Annotated in this window: 17 protein-coding genes; 6 read left to right on the top strand and 11 right to left on the bottom strand. The window is 64.0% G+C overall.

Features of this window, described 5'->3' with window-relative positions; genetic code table 11:
• Window positions 1–113: 113 nt before the first annotated feature.
• From GTP44_RS06220 to GTP44_RS06210, 3 genes are all read right to left on the bottom strand, one after another.
• A complete protein-coding gene (locus GTP44_RS06220; RefSeq protein WP_161018742.1) occupies window positions 114–548 on the bottom strand; it encodes a hypothetical protein in 435 nt (144 codons plus the stop codon).
• Window positions 549–660: 112 nt separating this feature from the next.
• Window positions 661–1,167 carry a hypothetical protein gene (locus tag GTP44_RS06215; protein WP_161018741.1) on the bottom strand — a complete coding sequence of 169 codons (507 nt, stop codon included), beginning with the start codon at window positions 1,165–1,167 and terminating at the stop codon, window positions 661–663.
• 64 nt (window positions 1,168–1,231) lie between these two features.
• Window positions 1,232–1,597: a hypothetical protein gene (locus GTP44_RS06210; RefSeq protein WP_202424000.1), complete on the bottom strand. Its 366-nt coding sequence runs from the start codon at window positions 1,595–1,597 to the stop codon at window positions 1,232–1,234.
• A 512-nt stretch (window positions 1,598–2,109) separates the two neighbouring features.
• Between GTP44_RS06210 and GTP44_RS06205 the strand changes: the two genes are divergently transcribed.
• Complete coding sequence (locus GTP44_RS06205) at window positions 2,110–2,400, top strand: hypothetical protein (protein ID WP_229256574.1); 291 nt, start codon at window positions 2,110–2,112, stop codon at window positions 2,398–2,400.
• Window positions 2,401–2,410: 10 nt separating this feature from the next.
• On the opposite strand, the gene GTP44_RS06200 is transcribed toward GTP44_RS06205, so the two are convergent.
• The 4 genes from GTP44_RS06200 to GTP44_RS06185 form a co-directional block, all read right to left on the bottom strand.
• Complete coding sequence (locus tag GTP44_RS06200; protein ID WP_161018740.1) at window positions 2,411–3,406, bottom strand: FHA domain-containing protein; 996 nt, start codon at window positions 3,404–3,406, stop codon at window positions 2,411–2,413.
• Window positions 3,403–4,836, bottom strand: a complete 1,434-nt coding sequence (locus GTP44_RS06195) for a trypsin-like peptidase domain-containing protein (protein WP_161018739.1) — start codon at window positions 4,834–4,836, stop codon at window positions 3,403–3,405. The genes GTP44_RS06200 and GTP44_RS06195 overlap by 4 nt, the downstream gene beginning before the upstream one ends.
• Before the next feature lie 18 nt (window positions 4,837–4,854).
• Entirely contained in the window at window positions 4,855–5,508 is a 654-nt protein-coding gene (gene ribA, locus GTP44_RS06190) for a GTP cyclohydrolase II (RefSeq protein WP_160991681.1), read from the bottom strand.
• A 138-nt stretch (window positions 5,509–5,646) separates the two neighbouring features.
• Window positions 5,647–6,354, bottom strand: coding sequence for a pirin family protein (locus GTP44_RS06185; RefSeq protein ID WP_161018738.1), 708 nt, complete (start codon window positions 6,352–6,354; stop codon window positions 5,647–5,649).
• A gap of 158 nt (window positions 6,355–6,512) precedes the next feature.
• On the opposite strand from GTP44_RS06185, the gene GTP44_RS06180 reads away from it, so the two are divergent.
• The 5 genes from GTP44_RS06180 to GTP44_RS06160 all read left to right on the top strand — a co-directional run bounded on the left by GTP44_RS06180 (window position 6,513) and on the right by GTP44_RS06160 (window position 11,668).
• Window positions 6,513–7,478 (top strand): LysR family transcriptional regulator, encoded by a 966-nt coding sequence (locus tag GTP44_RS06180; RefSeq protein ID WP_161018737.1) that lies wholly within the window; start codon window positions 6,513–6,515, stop codon window positions 7,476–7,478.
• A gap of 20 nt (window positions 7,479–7,498) precedes the next feature.
• The gene (locus GTP44_RS06175; protein ID WP_161018736.1) at window positions 7,499–8,476 is read left to right on the top strand and encodes an EAL and HDOD domain-containing protein; all 978 of its coding nucleotides are present in this window, start codon (window positions 7,499–7,501) and stop codon (window positions 8,474–8,476) included.
• Window positions 8,469–10,637 (top strand): putative bifunctional diguanylate cyclase/phosphodiesterase, encoded by a 2,169-nt coding sequence (locus GTP44_RS06170; RefSeq protein WP_161018735.1) that lies wholly within the window; start codon window positions 8,469–8,471, stop codon window positions 10,635–10,637. The genes GTP44_RS06175 and GTP44_RS06170 overlap by 8 nt, the downstream gene beginning before the upstream one ends.
• Window positions 10,638–10,719: 82 nt before the next feature.
• Window positions 10,720–11,292, top strand: a complete 573-nt coding sequence (locus tag GTP44_RS06165) for a BPSL1445 family SYLF domain-containing lipoprotein (protein WP_160991686.1) — start codon at window positions 10,720–10,722, stop codon at window positions 11,290–11,292.
• A 7-nt stretch (window positions 11,293–11,299) separates the two neighbouring features.
• The gene (locus tag GTP44_RS06160) at window positions 11,300–11,668 is read left to right on the top strand and encodes a glutaredoxin (protein ID WP_161018734.1); all 369 of its coding nucleotides are present in this window, start codon (window positions 11,300–11,302) and stop codon (window positions 11,666–11,668) included.
• Here the strand turns inward: GTP44_RS06160 and GTP44_RS06155 are convergent.
• From GTP44_RS06155 to GTP44_RS06140, 4 genes are read right to left on the bottom strand one after another with little or no spacing between them, the layout of a single operon-like run.
• Window positions 11,665–11,973, bottom strand: a complete 309-nt coding sequence (locus GTP44_RS06155) for a protealysin inhibitor emfourin (protein ID WP_161018733.1) — start codon at window positions 11,971–11,973, stop codon at window positions 11,665–11,667. The two genes, GTP44_RS06160 and GTP44_RS06155, sit on opposite strands and share 4 nt — an antisense overlap.
• A gap of 10 nt (window positions 11,974–11,983) precedes the next feature.
• Window positions 11,984–13,012, bottom strand: a complete 1,029-nt coding sequence (locus tag GTP44_RS06150) for a M4 family metallopeptidase (RefSeq protein ID WP_161018732.1) — start codon at window positions 13,010–13,012, stop codon at window positions 11,984–11,986.
• 58 nt (window positions 13,013–13,070) lie between these two features.
• Window positions 13,071–13,295 (bottom strand): DUF3820 family protein, encoded by a 225-nt coding sequence (locus GTP44_RS06145; RefSeq protein ID WP_160991690.1) that lies wholly within the window; start codon window positions 13,293–13,295, stop codon window positions 13,071–13,073.
• A 15-nt stretch (window positions 13,296–13,310) separates the two neighbouring features.
• Window positions 13,311–17,174 carry a beta-galactosidase gene (locus tag GTP44_RS06140; protein WP_229256801.1) on the bottom strand — a complete coding sequence of 1,288 codons (3,864 nt, stop codon included), beginning with the start codon at window positions 17,172–17,174 and terminating at the stop codon, window positions 13,311–13,313.
• Between the last annotated feature and the right edge of the window lie 20 nt (window positions 17,175–17,194).

Below are 17,194 nucleotides of genomic sequence, written 5' to 3'. Positions count from 1 at the left end.
AGCGAGTGCAATGAAAAGAAAAGCGCTAATCGCAGCAATTACTTTCATGTGCAGACTTTCTTAAAATCCTTGCGAAACTGACCGGCCGCTTGTGGCCGATTACGGGCAAAGAATCAGGAACTGCATTTGGGCTTGCTAAGTTTAAGATCTATCCCTGGCTCACCGATTTCTACCACCCGATCTGCCCCGCCAGCAGGCCCGTATCCCTGATAAGAATTTACCGGCCCCCAAGTGGAAGTAAGTTCCTTGGCTGGACTTTTCCGGAGGTCATAGAGAGAGATCTTTACCCACTCGGTGGGTGCTCGCCCCTCGCTTCCTTTTGCAATCTGTTGAAGTTTTTCTGGCGACGCAGGTTCAATTTTCAAACCTAAAGAAAAACCATTTGGTAGTGTAAGTCGGCGAATTTCAGGAGACAGAACGTCATAGTGTGCCACTTCAACCTTGCCGCTTGATATTGCCACGGACTGCACATTGCACGCAGCATTTGCAGATTGAAGATACATCAGTCCACTGCCAACTAACATTGCGAAGCACGAGGTATTTTTCATCACAAATCTCCAGTGGGTTGAGGCCCGTAGTTTAGCTTCGTCAGACACACAGAAAACTCGCTAACTGTAACGGCTTAAGGAAGTGACTGGCTGCTGTTGGCCGAGAGGCGAATTATTCATACAACTCGGACCAAGCTAGTCGTTCTTCCAGCCATTCATCTAGCTCGGATTCATCTAAGCCGGAAAGCATGGCACCGAGCTTCAGTTCTCCCTTTGCCAAAGCGAGTACGCCAAGAATGGCGCTGGTAGTTGGGCTGTCGATTTTTGAGCCGATGTCAGCCAAAGCTAAGGCGGAGGCTTGCGCCCACGCGCCATCGTAATCTGCTTTCAACCAAGCGGGTACTGCGGGATTACCTTTGCGATGGCGCGCAACCTCTATGGTAGCCAGCAGTCCGTAAAAATTCCAATCGCGTCCTGTCCCGCAGCTTGCGATGCGCACAAGTTGAGGAACCGCCGCGTAAGAAGCCATATCGACGTCACCTTGATGGTGAAGCTCATTCCAAAGCTCATCCCATACATCAATTCCGTCTTGCATCGACCGCAAGGCTACCGACACATCATATGGAACTCTATAGCCGCCGTGGAGTTCTTGCCACTTTTTATCCTCAAGGCTCAGCATGTATTAATTGTCTTTCGCTTTTTGACTGGCCGCTTCTGGCCGATATGAGACAGCTGAAAATCGGCTATTTTGACTTAATAGGCCAAAGGATAGTAATTGCCCCCAAGACAAACCCAAGGAATAGCGATTGGGCCTGTAGCGGTGCGAAGCTTTGAAAAACTTTCAAAACGTAGGCTGCATAAGAGTTGATAATCACGTCTGCAAACATAATTGCCACTGTTAGCTGCAATCCAGCCTTTCGGCTCTTCCAAAGAAGAAAGACAGCGACGAAATCAAATAGCGCCAACGACGTCCAGAAAGCATTCAACGGAAGTGGAACTCCACGGTAAGGAAGGAATCCTCCTAAGATGATATCGACAACATGCGTGCTGCCGCCCACCGCAAGGCAAATTGACAGCACGACAAGAACGATGCGTTCAGAAGACGTCACGGTGTTTAGTTTTCCCATTTTTCCAAGGTCCGGTTTGGCCGAACGCTGTCGACGGCATCTAGGATAGCATCTTGCCATTCTGCAAAACTCACTTATTCTCACTTTACCCAGAACGGGAGCGCGAAAAACGCGAATATGAATGGTGTCGCGTATATCATCTCGGAAAACTGTTTCCGACTTTGCCGTTGCCGGAGCGCGTGTTATGGCTGCCGCATACCGGCGAGATCCTCAGCGGCCAGTTGCCGGCGTCCCCAAGGTCACCGAGAAGGCGCTGATGAAGACCAACATGGACAGCTATGGCAAGGCCTGGACTTTTGGCACATTGCCCAGCCGTAGCGACCGCGGGGCGAGCCGATGCCGGCCTGGTCGTTCAACCACGCTAACGAGGCCGCGTCCTGCCTGGTGTGGCAAGGCGATGAGCGGATGGGGCTGGACGTCGGCGCCACCCGTGTCGCGCGGCGCTAAGTCTCTGCTACTATGACGCCTTTTAGGGAGTGAAGATGGCGCGGGATATGACTGCGTACCGCCAGTTGGCGGTGCAATCGGTGGCGTGGGGCGGGCAGGTGGCGATTTACCCGCTGCCCGGCCAAGCCTATTCGACCGACCTGCCGGTGCAATGCTCGCGCCGCATGCGCGACACCAGCGTCTACCCGGTCGGCACCTGCTTCCTGGTGGAGGCCAAACTGACCGACCGCCTGGGCGGTCCGCAGTACCTGTATGTCTGGCACGGCGACGCCATCAAGGTGCTGTCGGACCAAGACGCCGAGGTCTTCCTCGGCGCCTATCGCCGTATTCGACTGTAACCGGCGCAGACTATTCAGCGCTGCCGTCGTCTTCTTCCTCGTCGTTGTCGGCGCCGTCCTTGACGGTTTGCGAGCGGGCCGCGTCGGCGCCGGCCTTCAGCTTGGCGGCGTCTGCCAGGAACTGATCGACACTGCGGTCGGCGCTGCGCCGCACTTCCGGTGGCAGCAGCACCGACATGTACAGCTCGTCCGCCGCGCGGCCGGTGGTTTGCAGGTTGGACAGCACCATCAATGCCGAGCCCGCCAGCAGCATGACTGTGGATGTGATCAGGAAGCGGCGCGGATGATGCGGCTTGATGGTGATCAGGTGGAAGAAGATCATCGCACAGGCGATGCCCAGCGTCACCAGATTGCCATAGCGCGTCAGCGATTCGGCCGACCAGGCATACGCCAGCACCGCGCTGCCGACGCGCCACAAGCCCACCACCGCCAGCGCGCTGCCGAGAATGAACAGATGCCGTCCGATGCGCGCGTGGCTGCCGAACAGGCGGTTGGCCAGCGCCCACACGCCGGCCCACAGCAGGCCGACGGCCAGGCTGGACGCCAGCACCAGCAGGTAGCGGATCAGCGCGAACGGCTCCACGTCCGACAACCAGGTTTCAAGGCAACTGAAGATGGCGATCAGCACCAGGCCGATAATGGCCGGTGTCGTGCCTTCCCAGCCGTGCATGGTGGTGTCGGCGATTTCCGGCGCCACCGGGAAGTCGGCGCCGCGCACCCGCAGCCGCGTGTGGCCGAGGCGCACCACGGCTTCACCGTCGAGCGATATGCTGGTCTGCTTGCGGCCCTTGTGGACGATGCCGTTCTTGCTGCCGAGGTCGCGCAGCACCACCTGGTTGTGGCTGTCCGTTTCGATGATGGCGTGGCTGGCGGCGCTGTGGGCGTCGTCCAGAATGATGTCGTTGTCGTAGCTGCGGCCGATGCGGATCGGTAGCGCGGCGACTTTGTGACGGTGCAGCACATCGCCATTGCGGGCGAGGATTTCGACGAAGTAGGGGGCCTTCATTTGGCGCCGCCTTTCTTCGCCGCCGGCGCCGGCGCCAGCGCCAGCGAATCGAGGAACACCCGCGTCAGGCGCATGCCGTTGTCGTAGGACACGCCGCGCGCGTCGAGCCTGCTTTGCAGGCTCATCAAGCCCTGGTCGGTGCTGGCGGTCAGCAGCGCGAAGTCGTACAGGCCGTTAAACTTGCGGTAGGCGCGCACGCACAGCACGGCGCGCAGCGGCAGGGTTTTGTTCTTGACGAAGCTTTCGGTGCAGTTCGGGCCGGTCAGGCGCGCGTCGCGGTTGCTGCCGAAGTGCTCGTTCTTGAACGAGGTGCTGGACAGCTGGGCGAAGCGTGCCTTGTCGAGGCCGGTGCTGCGCAGGAACTGGTGGCGGATGGCGATCTGTCCCGTCTGCAGCGAGCCGCTGACGAAGATCGCCGTTTCCATCGCGCAGCTGGCGTCGTCCACCGAGAACGGTTTGTCGGCCTTGACGTTGGAGCGGCCCCAGCAGCGCATCTGCTCGGATTCGCGCACCGGCACCTGATACGGGCCCATCGGCTTCAGGCTGAGCGGGCTGGACAGCAGTTGGTTAACCATGGCGGACTGGTGCGCCAGCAACTGGCCGGCGACCACCGCCGTGAAGTCGGTCGGTGCTTTCTGCTGGGCCTCGACCTGCTTCAGCAGGTCTTGCGCGTAGCGGGCCGGCACCAGAAAACTGACCAGTTCGCCGTCGAGGCGCTTGGAGACGTTGACGCCGGCCACCGAGCCATCGGCCGTCACGCTGGGGCCGCCGCTCATGCCGGAGTTGATCGGACCGGTGAACATCAGCTGGTCGTAGAAGCTACGGGTGATGACGCCGTTGTAGGCGCCTTCGGAAATCGCAAAGCCGAGGTCGAGCGGATTGCCCATCGAATACAGATACTGGCCTTGCGTCAGGCGCGCCAGCTGGTCCGGCATCTTGAAGAAGCCGGTGCCGCTGCGGTTGACGCGCAGCACGGCCAGATCGTGCAGCACATCGACCGCCAGCAGTTCCACATTGCCGCGCTGGCCGCTGGTGTCGACCCATTCGCCGACATAGGTGTCGGGATCGAGCGCGAATTGCGACACCACATGGTAGTTGGTCAGCACCAGGTTGCTGGTGCCGATCAGGAAGCCGGAGCCGACCGACGATTGCGTGCGGCCGCTTTTCAGCAGCGAGCGCACTTGCAGGATGTCGTTCTTGGCGGCGGCGTACAGGTGCTGCGCGGCGCTGGACGGGGGCGGCAATGGCGCGCCGTCGGCACTGGCGGCCTCGGCCGCATCGGCGACGGGGCCGGCGGGCGCCTGAGGGACATGCCGCGCGGAGGCGGGCGTCGGCGTGGCGGGCTGTTGTGCGGATGAGGGCGCCGCCAGCGCGACGCCGGCGCAGGCCCAGGTGACAAATAAAGTACTGGCGAGCTTGGTGACTTTCATGCAGTCCTTAAAACAACGTTACAGCGCGCCGTCCTCCACTGGCGCCGGCATCAGCGGCGTCATCATGTGGCCCAGCTTGGCGGCCTTGGTATCCAGATAATACTGGTTAAAAGCGTTGCGGTTGACCAGCAGCGGCACGCGCTCGGCCACCTCAACGCCCAGATTGGTCATGGCGTTGATCTTACGCGGATTATTGGTCATCAGGCGCAGGCTTTTCACGTTGAACTGTTCCAGCATCGGCTTGACCAGACCGTAGGTGCGCTGATCCGGCTTGAAGCCCAGCTGTTCATTGGCCTGCACCGTGTCGGCGCCGGCCTCTTGCAGGCGATAGGCGCGGATTTTGTTGACCAGGCCGATGCCGCGGCCCTCCTGGCGCAGGTAGAGCAGCACGCCGCGGCCTTCCTCGGCGATCTTCTTCAGCGCGCCTTCCAGCTGGGCGCCGCAGTCGCAGCGTTGCGAGAACAGCACGTCGCCGGTCAGGCATTCCGAATGCACGCGCGCCAGCACCGGCGCGCCGTCGCCGATCTCGCCCAGCACCATGGCCAGATGCTCCTTGCCGGTGGCCTTCTCGACGAAGGCGTGCAGCGTGAACTGGGCCCAGGGGGTGGGCAGGGCGCAGGAGGTGACGTAGTTCAGTTCGTCTTGGGACGGGAGTTCTGCGCTCTGCGACATGGTTTTGCTCTTTATTCTGTTCATGTGAGGTAAAAAGGCGCGCCGGGCTGTTCCAACAGACCCGGCGCGCCCTTCATGATACCAAAACTGGCGGAAATGTTTTGACGGCCCCCTCGGGCCGACAAGCCTGCTTATTGTTTATGCAGGTTTAGGCAGATCGAACAGCAGCAGCTCGGCGTCTTCCGCGTCGTTCAGCGTGACCAGCGGTTCGTCGCTCAGTTTCAGCGCGTCGCCGGCTTTCAGATGGACGCCGTTGACGGTGACCGCGCCGCGGATCAGGTGCACATAGCCCAGCCGGCCGTCCTTCAGCTCATGCTTCAGGCTGTCACCCTCGGCCATGATGCTGGCGTAGATCGCCGCATTCTGGTGGATCAGCACCGAGCCTTGGCGGCCATCGTCCGAGGCGATCAGGGCCAGTTTGCCTTGTTTGCTCTGCGGGGCGAAGTTCTTTTCCTCATAGCTTGGCGGAATGCCGATCTGGTTAGGCTGAATCCAGATTTGCAGGAAGTGCACGATTTCATCGCGGTTATGGTTGAACTCGCTGTGACGCACACCGGTGCCGGCGCTCATGCGCTGCACGTCGCCGTAGTGCAGCACCGAGCCGGTCCCCATGCTGTCCTTGTGTTCCAGCGCGCCGCTGAGCACGTAGGAAATGATTTCCATGTCGCGGTGGCCGTGGGTGCCGAAGCCCTGGCTGCCTTGCACCTGGTCTTCGTTGATCACCAACAGCGGGCCGAAGCCGACGTGTTCTGGATCGTGATAGTGGCCGAACGAGAAGCTGTGTTTGGAATCGAGCCAGCCGTGGTTGGCTTTGCCGCGCGAATCGGAATGACGTACTTGCAACATGATGAGCTCCATTTCTTTTTGATTGGGTTAATGTGCGATAATTTTGAAAGTGCTTTCGTTCACTGTTCGCAATTCGCCGCATCCATGAATCACATTGTAGACCGCTGATTCCAAATAAAAAAACGGAAAAATTACCGTCCTATTATCGAAAAAATCGAATGCTCAGATTAAGCCTGGAAGCCCTGCAAATCGTCGACGCCATCGACCGGCGCGGTTCCTTCTCCGCCGCCGGCAAGGAGTTGCACCGCGTGCCATCGACGATTTCGTACACCGTCAGCAAGCTGGAGGATGATCTCGGCGTGCAGGTGTTCGAGCGCAACGGCCCGCGTGTGGGGCTGACGCCGGCCGGCGCCGAACTGCTGAAGGAAGGCCGCTACCTGCTGAAAGCGGCGCTGGACCTGGAGCACCGCGTGCGCCGTGTGGCGTCCGGCTGGGAGACGGAACTGGCGGTCGGCATGGATTCCATGTTCTCGGCCTGCCTGCTGCACGACGATGTGCCGGCGTTCTATGCGGTTGCCAAGCAGACCAGGCTGCGCATCGTGCAGGAAGCACTGTCCGGCACCTGGGAAGCGTTGCTGGATCGCCGCGCCGACCTGCTGGTAGGCGCGGCCGGCGACGGTCCGGCCGGCGGCGGCTATGTGTCCGAGCCGCTGGGTAAGCTCAATTTCGTGTTTGCCGTGGCGCCGTCGCATCCGCTGGCGGCTGTTCAGGGCAAGCTGGGTCGCACTCATTTGCAACACCATCGTGCCGTCAGTGTGGCCGATTCGGCACGCCAGATGGCGCCGCGCACGGTCGGCCTGTTGCTGGGGCAGGACACGTTGACCGTGCCGAATATGCAGACCAAATTCCAGTACCAACTGGCCGGCATGGGCTTCGGATTTCTGCCCGAGCCGTGCGCCCGCGTGGCCATCGCCGCCGGTTTGCTGGTGGAGAAAGAGGTCGAGGAGCCCAAACCGGCCGAAACCTTCTATCTGGCCTGGCGCAGCGGCGAGAACGGCGCCGCGCTGAATTGGTGGATCGACCGCATGCGTCAGCCCGGCTTGTTCGCGCGCCTGGTCAGTCAGCTGCCGCATCATATATTGACCGAGGCCAATAGTTTCGGGCAACATACCAAGATTGCCTAACGTCCCCGTTGAAACTTTCCATGACCGCCATGCCGCCCGTGTTCTTGCATCCTCTGGCTGACCGCAACGGCAGTCCGTCGGCGCTGCTGCTGGACGCCGCGCGGCTGCCGGCGACGGCGGGTGAAGCACCGGTCAGCGCGCTGGAAGAACTGGCCAATGGCGGCATGCGCTGTTTTTACCGGCCCGGCCCGGACGCGGGCTTTAATCAGGCTCTGGAACAGGCCGGCTGGAAGCCGCTGCCGGCCGACAAGGTGCAGCGCGCCGACCAGGCGTTGCCGAAAGACCTGGCGCCAGCCATCCAGTGGATCGAGGGCGACTGGTTCCTCGCGCCCCCGCCCAAGCCGGTCGGCGCACAAGCGGCCTCGCGCGCGCTGGCGCTGCAACTGGTGCAACTGGTCTCGGACGATGCCGACACCCACGAAATCGAAGCGCTGCTGCGTCAGGACCCGACCCTGTCGTACCACCTGCTGCGGCTGGTCAATTCGCTGGGCATGGGGGCCAGCCGCCGCGTCACCAGCTTTGCGCAGGCGATCCTGATTCTCGGCCGCTCGCAACTGCGCCGCTGGCTCAATCTGATGTTGTTCTCGGCGCGCGAAGGTGATCCGCGCGCGGCCATGCTGCTGGCGCGGGTGGCGGTGCGGGCACGCTCGATGGAGCTGCTGTCGAAGGCGCTTGGCGAAGACAAGCAGCATCAGGAGCAAGCCTTTATGGTCGGCATGTTCTCGCTGCTGGGCATGCTGTTCGGCATGCCGCTGGCCGAGGTGCTGCAGCCGCTGACCATCGGCGAGACCGTGCAACAGGCACTGCTGGCGCACGAGGGCGAGCTGGGCCGGCTGCTGTGGCTGGTCGAATCGGCCGAGCGCGAGGACTACGACGGCCTGGTTCAGCGCCTGGCGCAACTACCACTGGACACTGCCACCTTCAATCGCATCGTCGCCGATGCGTATCGGTGGATGCAGGACGTCACCGCCGGCAAGGCAGGTGGCGCGCATGCTTAATGCGATCGAGCACTGCTTTGAACTGAGCCGGCAGGCGCGCGGTTTGCAGGGCGCGGCGCTGGACCACAAGCTGAGCGAGCTGGACGCCGCCCTGACGCTGGCGCGCCTGGCCATGAAGCCGGCCGATATGCCGGCGGTGATCGATCCCGGCGCCACCTTCGAGCTTGACCTCACAGGTTATGTGACCGCGTGGAGCGCCGGCGCCGAGGCTCTGTTCGGCTACGCCGCCGGTGAGGTGATCGGCCAGCATGTGCTGTGCCTGTACGCCGAGGACGATGACGGCGGCGATATCGCCGAGCTGTTCGCCGCGCACGCTCCCGCTGCGTCCGCCGCGCGCACCGAGGTGCGGCGGCGCCACAAGAACGGCGGCATCCTCCGGGTGTGCCTGGACGTCGAGTTGCGCCACGACGCCGGCGGCGATCCGCTCGGCATGCTGGTGCGGGTGGCCGAGGCCGGCCCGGCGCTGTCGGCGCAGGACCAGATCAAGCTGCACGCGCGCATCATCGAAGACAGCGAGCAGGGCGTGCTGATCACCGACGCGCATGAGCGCATCGTGTCGATCAACTCGTCCTTTACCCGCATCACCGGCTACACACCGGCCGAATTGATCGGCCAGACGCCGGACCTGCTGCGTTCCGGCGTCAACGACGCCGAGTTCCACGCCAAGGTGCGCGCGGCGATGCAGGGCGGCGGTCCGTGGCGCGGCGAGATCATCGGCCGGCGCAAGAACGGCGAGCTGTTCCCGCAATCGGTGACCATCAGCGCGGTGCGCGACCAGCGCGGCAGGATCAGCCATACGTTCTCGCTGTTTTCCGACATCAGCGTGCACAAGGACGCCGAGGCGCGCATGCAGCGCATGGCCAACTACGATCCGCTGACCGGTCTGCCGAATCTGTGCCTGCTGACCACGCTGGTGGGGCAGGCGCTGACCGAAACCAAGCGCTCCGGCGACCACGGCGCGCTGATGGTGGTGGAGATCACCCGTATCGGCGCCATCAGCGACACGCTGGGACATGACATCGGCAACGGGCTGCTGTGCCAGATCGGCCGCATCTTCCGTCAGGCGCTGCGCGAGGGCGACGTGCTGGCGCGGCTGGACGGTCACCGTTTCGCCGTCGCCCTGTTGCAGGTGGAAAAGCGCGAGCACGCCGGCATCGTTGCCGAGAAGCTGCTGGCGGCGTTGGCGGCGCCGATCCTGGTCGCCGCGCACAGCCTGCAGGTGGGCGCGCACATCGGCATCACCGTCTACAACGAGGATGGCGCCGACGTGCCGACGCTGATCCGCTACGCCGACGTGGCGGTGGCCAAGGCGGCGCAGAGCATCGAATCGAACTTCCTGTTCTACAGCGAGGAGATGAACCAGCGCGCCAAGGAACATCTGCGCATCGAAAGCGAGTTGCGCCAGGCGCTGCAGCAGCACGAGTTGCAGCTGTACTACCAGCCGAAGGTGAGCCTGCGCAGCGGCCGCATCGTCGGCGCCGAGGCGCTGCTGCGCTGGCGCCATCCGGTGCGCGGCATGGTATCGCCGGGGGTGTTCATCCCGGTCGCCGAGGAGACCGGCCTGATCCACAATCTCGGCGCCTGGGTGCTGGAGGAGGCGTGCCGTCAGATCAGCGCATGGCGCGACGCCAACCTGATCATGCCGCCGATCGCCATCAACCTGTCGGCGCGCCAGTTCGACAGCGAGCTGCCCAAGCGCATCGCGCTGGTGCTGGACAAGCACCAGGTGCAGCCGGACCAGATCAACCTGGAGATCACCGAAAGCCTGCTGGTGCGCGGCACCGACAAGGTGATCGCCATCATGAATGAACTGGTGGCGATGGGCATGGCGCTCGCGCTCGATGACTTCGGCACCGGCTACTCCAGCCTGGCTTATCTGAAGAAATTCCCGATCAGCACCCTGAAGATCGACCGCTCCTTCGTCATCGGCCTGCCCTACGAGGAGAACGACTGCGCCATCGCGCGCGCCATCGTCACCATGGCGCAGCAGCTGCGCCAGGAAATCGTCGCCGAGGGCGTCGAAACGCCTGAGCAAATGAGCTTCCTGCGCGAGCTGGGCTGCGACCAGTTGCAGGGCTATCTGTTCAGCCAGCCGGTGCCGGCGGCGGAATTCGCCGCCATGTTGCGCGAAGGTAAACGCCTGGCGTTCGCCCCCCGCTGATCAGTGTGCTACGAAAGGCGGATAGCGTGCTATGTTACACACTGACAGAATGGTCTGTTTGTACCCACCCAAGGAGACTTCCATGCTTAAACGTACATTTGCTGCAATGACGCTGGCCTGCGCCGGCCTGGCGCTGACCGCTTGCACCACCACCACCGGCGAGGCCAAGCCGAGCGCCGCCGCCATCAAGACCGAAATCGAACAAGGTTCCTACAACACGCTGGAGCGCCTGTACCAGGAAGTGCCGGGCTCGCGTGAACTGGTGCGCAAGGCCAACGGCGTGCTGGTGTTCCCGAATGTGGTGGCGGCCGGCCTGGTGGTGGGCGCCGAATACGGCAAGGGCGTGCTGCGCAGCGGTGGCCAGACGGTCGACTACTACAGCGTCGCCTCGTTGTCGGTCGGCTTCCAGGCCGGCGCGCAATCGAAGGCCGTGGTGCTGCTGTTCATGAGCCGCGAGGCGCTCGACAAGTTCCGCAACGGCAAAGGCTGGACCGCCGGCGTTGACGGTTCGGTGGCGCTGATCAAGGTTGGCGCCAACGGCGAGATCGACACGGCCACCGCCAACAACCCGATCCAGGGCTTTGTGCTGACCAACGCCGGCCTGATGGCCAACCTGAATCTCGAAGGCACGAAGATTTCCAAACTCAATTTGTAAGGCAATAATGACGCGTAACACGCTGGACTCAGCCCATATTCATCCCGCCGCGCTGGCGCAGATCGAGAACAATCATCCGGCGCTGGTGGCGCAGGTGCGGGCCGCCATCGCCGCCCACAAGGTGGTGGTGGTCGGCATGGGCCTGAATCCCTTTCCGGCCAAGGCGCGCAAGATCCTCGACGCGCAGGGAACGCCGTACACCTATCTGAGCTACGGCAACTACTTCTCACAATGGCGTCCGCGGCTGGCGCTCAAGCTGTGGAGTGGCTGGTCGACCTTCCCGATGATCTTCGTCAACGGCACGCTGATCGGCGGCGCCAACGATCTGCAACGGTTGATCGCCAGCGGCGAGTTCCAGCGCCTGCTGACGGCTTAATCCGGCGCGACTTCGTCGTTGAGTTTGGCGGTCAGTTGTTGCAACGACGGCGATGCCTGGTCCAGGTGGTAGACCACGCAGTGCGGCGCGCCGTGGTCGTCGTCGACCGCCAGTTGGTACTTGAAGTCCCATGACTTCGGCGCGTCCTTCACCAGCCGGGACGGCAGCTCGAAGAAGTCGCTGGCCCGCAGCAATCGCTCAAGCTCGCTGGCCTGTTCCGGCGGCAGTTGCGCCAGATCGACGGTGCGCGTTTGTGCGCCGGCCGGTCCGGCGAAGCCGCCGGTGCATGTCAAAATCAAGCGCATACTGCTTCCTTCACGTGACGCCGACCAGTTTCCACGCCGCCTGCACGGCGCGCCGCTCCGGCGAGCCGGCGCCGTACAGCAGCGCGGCCGATTCCGCTGTGGCCCTGGCCATGTCGGCGAAGGTGGCGTTGGGCGTCAGCAGGCCGAGTGCCTTGTACCAGATCGGCGCCGCCTTGTCCCATGAGTTGCCCTTGAGGGCGATGGCGGCCGCGTAGAACGCATGGTTGGGAATGCCGGAGTTGGTGTGCACGTCGCCGTGTTCCAGATATCCTGCCATAGTTTTGGGCTGGTCGTCGCCCGACCAGGTGAGCGCCTGGTTGCCAGGATCGGCCATCGAGCGCAGCGCCTTGCCGACCGACGGCGCCAGGATGCCGGCGCCGATCAGCCAGTCGGCCTGCTCGACGTTCTGCTTCAGCGTCCATTGCTTGACCACGCAGCCGAACACGTCGGAGATCGATTCGTTGAGCGCGCCGCTCTGGTCCTCGTAGACCAGCCCGCCCGGCACCGCGTATTGCGTGACGCCGTGCGTCAGTTCGTGGGCGATGACGTCGAGCGCGCCGGTGAAGCCGAGGAACAGCTTGCCGTCGCCATCGCCGTAGACCATTTGCTGGCCGTTCCAGAAGGCGTTGTTGAAGCGCGTCTGGTAATGCACGGTCGAGTCGATGCGCAGGCCTTTGCCGTCGATCGAATGGCGCTGCAATACCTCGCGGTAAAAATCGTAGGTGGCGCCGGCGCCGTCGTAGGCCTGGTTGACGGCGTTGTCGGTGACCGGCTTGCCGCCTTCGCCGCGCGCCAGCTTGCCGGGCAGCGTGGATTTGTTTTGCGCATCGTAGACATGGCGGCTTTTCTCGTCGCGCACGCCCGCCGTGATGCCCAGCACCACCGGCGCGACCGAACGCTGGCCGCGCAGATGGGCGGAGATCTCGGCGGCGTCGAGCAGGCAATCGCGCTCGCTGGCGTCGGCGGTTTGCTCGGCCAGCGTGCGCAACATCTTGGGTGGAATGATGAAGCAGGTGCAGCCATGCGGGTGCGCGCTCATGACGTTCTCCTAAACAATGCAATAGCGTATTTATACACGGATTTGCATTGCCGGGACGTCACTCTTGCCGACGGGTTTGCCGCAAGGGATCGAGCAGCGCGCGCAGGTTGTTATGGTCGAGTTCGTACATCAGCGCGATCAGGCCGCCCAGTTCGCCGGACGGGAAACCTTCGCGCGCGAACCAGCCCAGGTAATGGCCGGGCAGGTCGGCGATCTTGCGGCCTTTATACTTCCCATAAGGCATGTCGCGGGTCAGCAGCAGGGCGAGTTTTTCCGAGTTCATGCCGGCATGATAAACCTAGCGCGGCGCCGACACCATCTCCAGCGGCACGCCGCCGCGCGCGGTGCGCAGATTGACCAGGCGGACCGGCTCCAGCGCGTTCTCCGGCCGGCCGTCGGTGGTGACCGCCAGCGCGATGGTGTTGCGGCCGTTCGGGTTGAGGATGCCCGGCGGCAGCACAAACGTGCGCTGCGGGCCGACGTGGGCGATGAACTGTCCCATGTTCCAGCCATTGACGAAGATCAGCGCGCGGTTTTCGCGCTCCGAACGCGGCTGGGTGGTATCGCCGAAGGCCAGGCCCAGCTGTACGTCGTGCTGTCGCGGCAGGTCCAGCGTGAACTCGGTGCGCAGCCAGTAGGTGCCCGGCGCCGGCGGCGCGTCGGTCGACTGCGCGGCGCTCCAGCCTTGCGACGGCGTGGACGGCAGGTGCCAGCCTTCGCGCTCGCCGTACAGGCCGCCGTTGTTGAGCGGGCCGCGGGCGATGTCGGTCGGCGTTTCACCACCGCGCTTGCCCTGGATGCGCCAGGCGATCGGCACGGCGAAGCGCTTGCCGCCCTTGGACGTCAGCGAGGCCGAGATCAGGCCGCGCGCTTCGCGGTGGTAGTCGTCGGCCATCAGGTCCCAGTTGTGCGAATTGTTGCGCACCATGACGGCGATGACATGCTCGCCGGCCGTCAGTTGGCCGAGCGTGAACTTGACGCTGTCGGTGGTTTCCGGGAAGGAGCGGCCGGTGTCCAGCTCGTGCTGGCCGAGGTAGCGGCCGTCGATCCACACCTGCAGCATGCCGGCGCCGCCGGCGCCGTAGAACAGTTCCAGCTGGTTGGTTTTCGGATCGCTGAGGTTGACGCGGCCGCGATACCAGACGTCGCCGTGGTGGAAGCCGTAGTCGCTCATGGACAGCGTCGGCTGGCCGCGTTCCGGCATGGTCCAGGTCTGCGCCGCCGACCCGCGCGTGTCGGCCTTGAGCCATTGCGTGTCGTCGAAGCCGGGCTGGGCTTCCGGACTGTCGGCGCGGCGCAGCCAGGTGGCGTGGGTCAGGTCGGGCAGCGTCACCGCCTCCGGACCGGCGAGGACGGCGCTGCGGAAGCTGCCGTCGGGCTGCGCGGTCAGCGTCAGGCGCTCGCCGTTGAAGCTGGCGCTGGTGAACGCCGGCCCCCAGATTTCGAGCGCGCTGGTGGCCGAGGTGTCGCCGGTCAACGCCAGCGTGCCGTCGGTCAGCGTGGCGCCGCGCACCAGTGCCGGCGTCAGTTGCAGCACCTGGCCGGCGGGTGTGTGCTGGGTCCAGAAGTTGATGCTGTTCTTGTTGTCGGCGATCAGCAGTAGCAGCGGCGCCTTGCCGCCGCCGCTGATGCGCACGCGGGCCAGGCCGTCGTGCGTGTAGCGCAGCTTGAGGTCGCCGCTGGCGGCGTCGTAGCTGGTGTCGACTTTGCCGGCCAGGATGTCGACCTTCGGCGCGCTGGCGTAGCGCAGCACGGTTTCGCCGTCCTCGCCGTCGCGGCCGTGTAGCAGGGCGATGTCGCGCTCGCCGTTGCGGAAGTGGGTTTGCAGTTCGGAGGTGGAGTACACCAGGTGCTGGCGTTCCAGCGCGTAGGAGGCCAGCAGCATTTTGGCGTCCTGACCGTTGAGGCGCAGCGGCACCGTGTAGCGGCGTTCCCTGGTGTCCAGCTCGAAGCTGAAGCGGTCGTCCGTCAACTGGTCGGACGGGCTGTGCACGGCGAACAGGATATGCGTGCCCAGCGCCGGATTGACGTTGTGGTAGACCTTGACCTTCGGCGACGAGGTCTTGATCGGCGCGCCCTTGTCCATTTGCGCCAGCGCCGCTTCGGCGGCCTGCACGAACATGCCTTGCTGCTTCAACGTCAGCGCTTTCGGGCGCAGGCCGCGGTCTTCCGAAATCGGCGCGCCGTAGTCATACGAGGTGTAGACCACCGGGCCGCCCAGCCAGCCCCACGAGGTGCCGCCGAAGGTCATGTAGATGTTGTGGATGGTGATGCGGTTGATCAGGTTGGTGCCGTAGAACACCCGCTGGTAGCCGCTGCCCTGGCGCTCGGCGGTGCAGCGGTAAGTGCCGTTGGAGCCCCAGTAGTCGAACCAGCCACCGCCCAGCTCGGCCGCGAAGCCCGGCGTCTTTGGCGACGACAGCGCGCCGGCCTTGAAGCCGGGCTGGCCGTAGATGCCCCAGTCCGGTGCGCGGTTCGGGCCGGACGGATCGCCGTGAACATTGCAGGCGCCGCCGGGGTAGCCGTCGAAGGCGTACAGGTCGGTCGGGCCGGGATTGGCCCATGGTGCGGTCGAGGTCGGCGGCGTCCAGTCCGGCAGGCGGCCGGCGGCGTTGTGGAAGAACGGCACGGTGATGCCGTCGGCGCGGGCCTTGCTGGCCAGGTGCGCCATCTGGCGCGCGTGTTTCGGCTCGACCTTGCCCAGTTCGTTTTCAAGCTGGTAGGCGATGACGTTGCCGCCGCCGTCGGTGATCTGGTGGCGCGCGATGATGGCGTTAATTTGCGTCATCCACTCATCGGCTGCGGCCAGGTAGACCGGGTCGTCGGTGCGGGCCTCGGCCTTGTTGCGGAACATCCAGCCGGGGAAGCCGCCGCCGGTCAGCTCGGCGTTGACGTAGGGGCCGGTACGGGCAATGATGTACATGCCTTCCTCTTCGGCGATCTCGATCGCGCGCTCGACGTTGCGCACGCCGTTGAAGTCGTACACGCCGGGCGCCGGCGAGTGGTAGCCCCAGTCGAAGTAGAAGGCGATGCCGTTGAAGCCGACGGCTTTCATTTTCTGGATGACGTCGCGCCACAGCGAGGGGCTGGGCAGGCGGAACGGATGGATCTCGCCCGACCAGACGACGATACGCTTGCCATCGACCATCAGCGAATGCTCGTCCCAGCTGACTTTGCGCGGTGTTCCCTTGGGCCGGGTGGTGGTGGCGTAGGCCTTGCGCGGCTCCAGCAGCACCGAGGCGTGGGCGACGGTGCCGGAGATGCCGCCGACCTGGGTTTTGGCGCTCCAGCTGTGCAGGTTGTCGGCGCTGTCGGCGTACCAGAGTTGGCGGCCGTCGGCGCTGTTGGCGTACAGGCGCCAGCCGCCGTTGGGCAGTTTGACCAGGGACGGCGCGCCGCCGGCGGCACCCAGCGCGGCCAGGTTGGCGTGCGTTGCGGTTTTCCACGGACCGGTCAGCGTGGTCGCGGTGGCCAGTTGCAGTTGACCGCTTTCGGCATTGCGGAACAGGGCGGCGTAGGATGTCGTCGTGCCACCGTTGATGCGCACGACCGCCGCATCAGATGGCAGGTTGCTGGCCGGTTGCGGCGCCGACCATTGCGTGAAGTCGGCGTTCGGCGTGAGCACATAGATTTGTACGCCGGCCTGCGTGGCGAGCGACACGGTCAGTTGCGGCTGACCATCGGCGCCGTCTACCCAGCGCGGCGCGGCCGCCTGTGTCAGGCCCGGCAGCGCCGGTGCGGCGAGATTGAGCGCTTGCCAGTGCTTCAGATCGGCCGAACGGGCGACGGCGATGCCCGCACCCTGTGCGTAAGCCACATAGTATTGGCCGGCGTGACGGACAATGGCGGCATCGATGACGGTGTCGGTCATCGCCCCGCTCGCCGTCAGCGCTTCCGACGCCAGCGGCGTGAAGGTCACGCCATCGTAAGACGAGTACAGACTGAGCTTGCCGCCGCTGGCCAGTGGCGCGCCGGCCAGCACAAACACCGGCGAATCGGCCGTCACCTGCTGGCGCGCCAGCTGCTTTTGCGCATCGGAAGCCTGCGGAATCCCCAGTTCCTGAGCACCGATGTTCAGCGTCAGGGTTGCACAGGCCAGCGCGAGCATGCGAGGCAGCAAGGATAATCGGTGGCGGCGATACGCGGCGCGGGCAGTCGTCATGGATGAGGTCGGTCAAGTGA

The organism is Duganella lactea (assembly GCF_009857505.1).
GTDB classification, from domain to species: domain Bacteria; phylum Pseudomonadota; class Gammaproteobacteria; order Burkholderiales; family Burkholderiaceae_D; genus Rugamonas; species Rugamonas lactea.
The sequence above is the reverse complement of the archived record's forward strand: the minus strand, read 5'-3'. Positions and strand labels throughout refer to the sequence as shown.

Bases quoted from the DNA above. Each gene is read 5' to 3' on its own strand.
- GTP44_RS06185 (WP_161018738.1), bottom strand. From the start codon at position 6,354: ATGTTGCAAGTACGTCATTCCGATTCGCGCGGCAAAGCCAACCACGGC.
- GTP44_RS06215 (WP_161018741.1), bottom strand. From the start codon at position 1,167: ATGCTGAGCCTTGAGGATAAAAAGTGGCAAGAACTCCACGGCGGCTAT.
- ribA (WP_160991681.1), bottom strand. From the start codon at position 5,508: ATGTCGCAGAGCGCAGAACTCCCGTCCCAAGACGAACTGAACTACGTC.
- GTP44_RS06180 (WP_161018737.1), top strand. From the start codon at position 6,513: ATGCTCAGATTAAGCCTGGAAGCCCTGCAAATCGTCGACGCCATCGAC.
- GTP44_RS06205 (WP_229256574.1), top strand. From the start codon at position 2,110: ATGACTGCGTACCGCCAGTTGGCGGTGCAATCGGTGGCGTGGGGCGGG.
- GTP44_RS06160 (WP_161018734.1), top strand. From the start codon at position 11,300: ATGACGCGTAACACGCTGGACTCAGCCCATATTCATCCCGCCGCGCTG.
- GTP44_RS06145 (WP_160991690.1), bottom strand. From the start codon at position 13,295: ATGAACTCGGAAAAACTCGCCCTGCTGCTGACCCGCGACATGCCTTAT.
- GTP44_RS06155 (WP_161018733.1), bottom strand. From the start codon at position 11,973: ATGCGCTTGATTTTGACATGCACCGGCGGCTTCGCCGGACCGGCCGGC.
- GTP44_RS06200 (WP_161018740.1), bottom strand. From the start codon at position 3,406: ATGAAGGCCCCCTACTTCGTCGAAATCCTCGCCCGCAATGGCGATGTG.
- GTP44_RS06165 (WP_160991686.1), top strand. From the start codon at position 10,720: ATGCTTAAACGTACATTTGCTGCAATGACGCTGGCCTGCGCCGGCCTG.
- GTP44_RS06150 (WP_161018732.1), bottom strand. From the start codon at position 13,012: ATGAGCGCGCACCCGCATGGCTGCACCTGCTTCATCATTCCACCCAAG.
- GTP44_RS06195 (WP_161018739.1), bottom strand. From the start codon at position 4,836: ATGAAAGTCACCAAGCTCGCCAGTACTTTATTTGTCACCTGGGCCTGC.
- GTP44_RS06170 (WP_161018735.1), top strand. From the start codon at position 8,469: ATGCTTAATGCGATCGAGCACTGCTTTGAACTGAGCCGGCAGGCGCGC.
- GTP44_RS06140 (WP_229256801.1), bottom strand. From the start codon at position 17,174: ATGACGACTGCCCGCGCCGCGTATCGCCGCCACCGATTATCCTTGCTG.
- GTP44_RS06220 (WP_161018742.1), bottom strand. From the start codon at position 548: ATGAAAAATACCTCGTGCTTCGCAATGTTAGTTGGCAGTGGACTGATG.
- GTP44_RS06175 (WP_161018736.1), top strand. From the start codon at position 7,499: ATGACCGCCATGCCGCCCGTGTTCTTGCATCCTCTGGCTGACCGCAAC.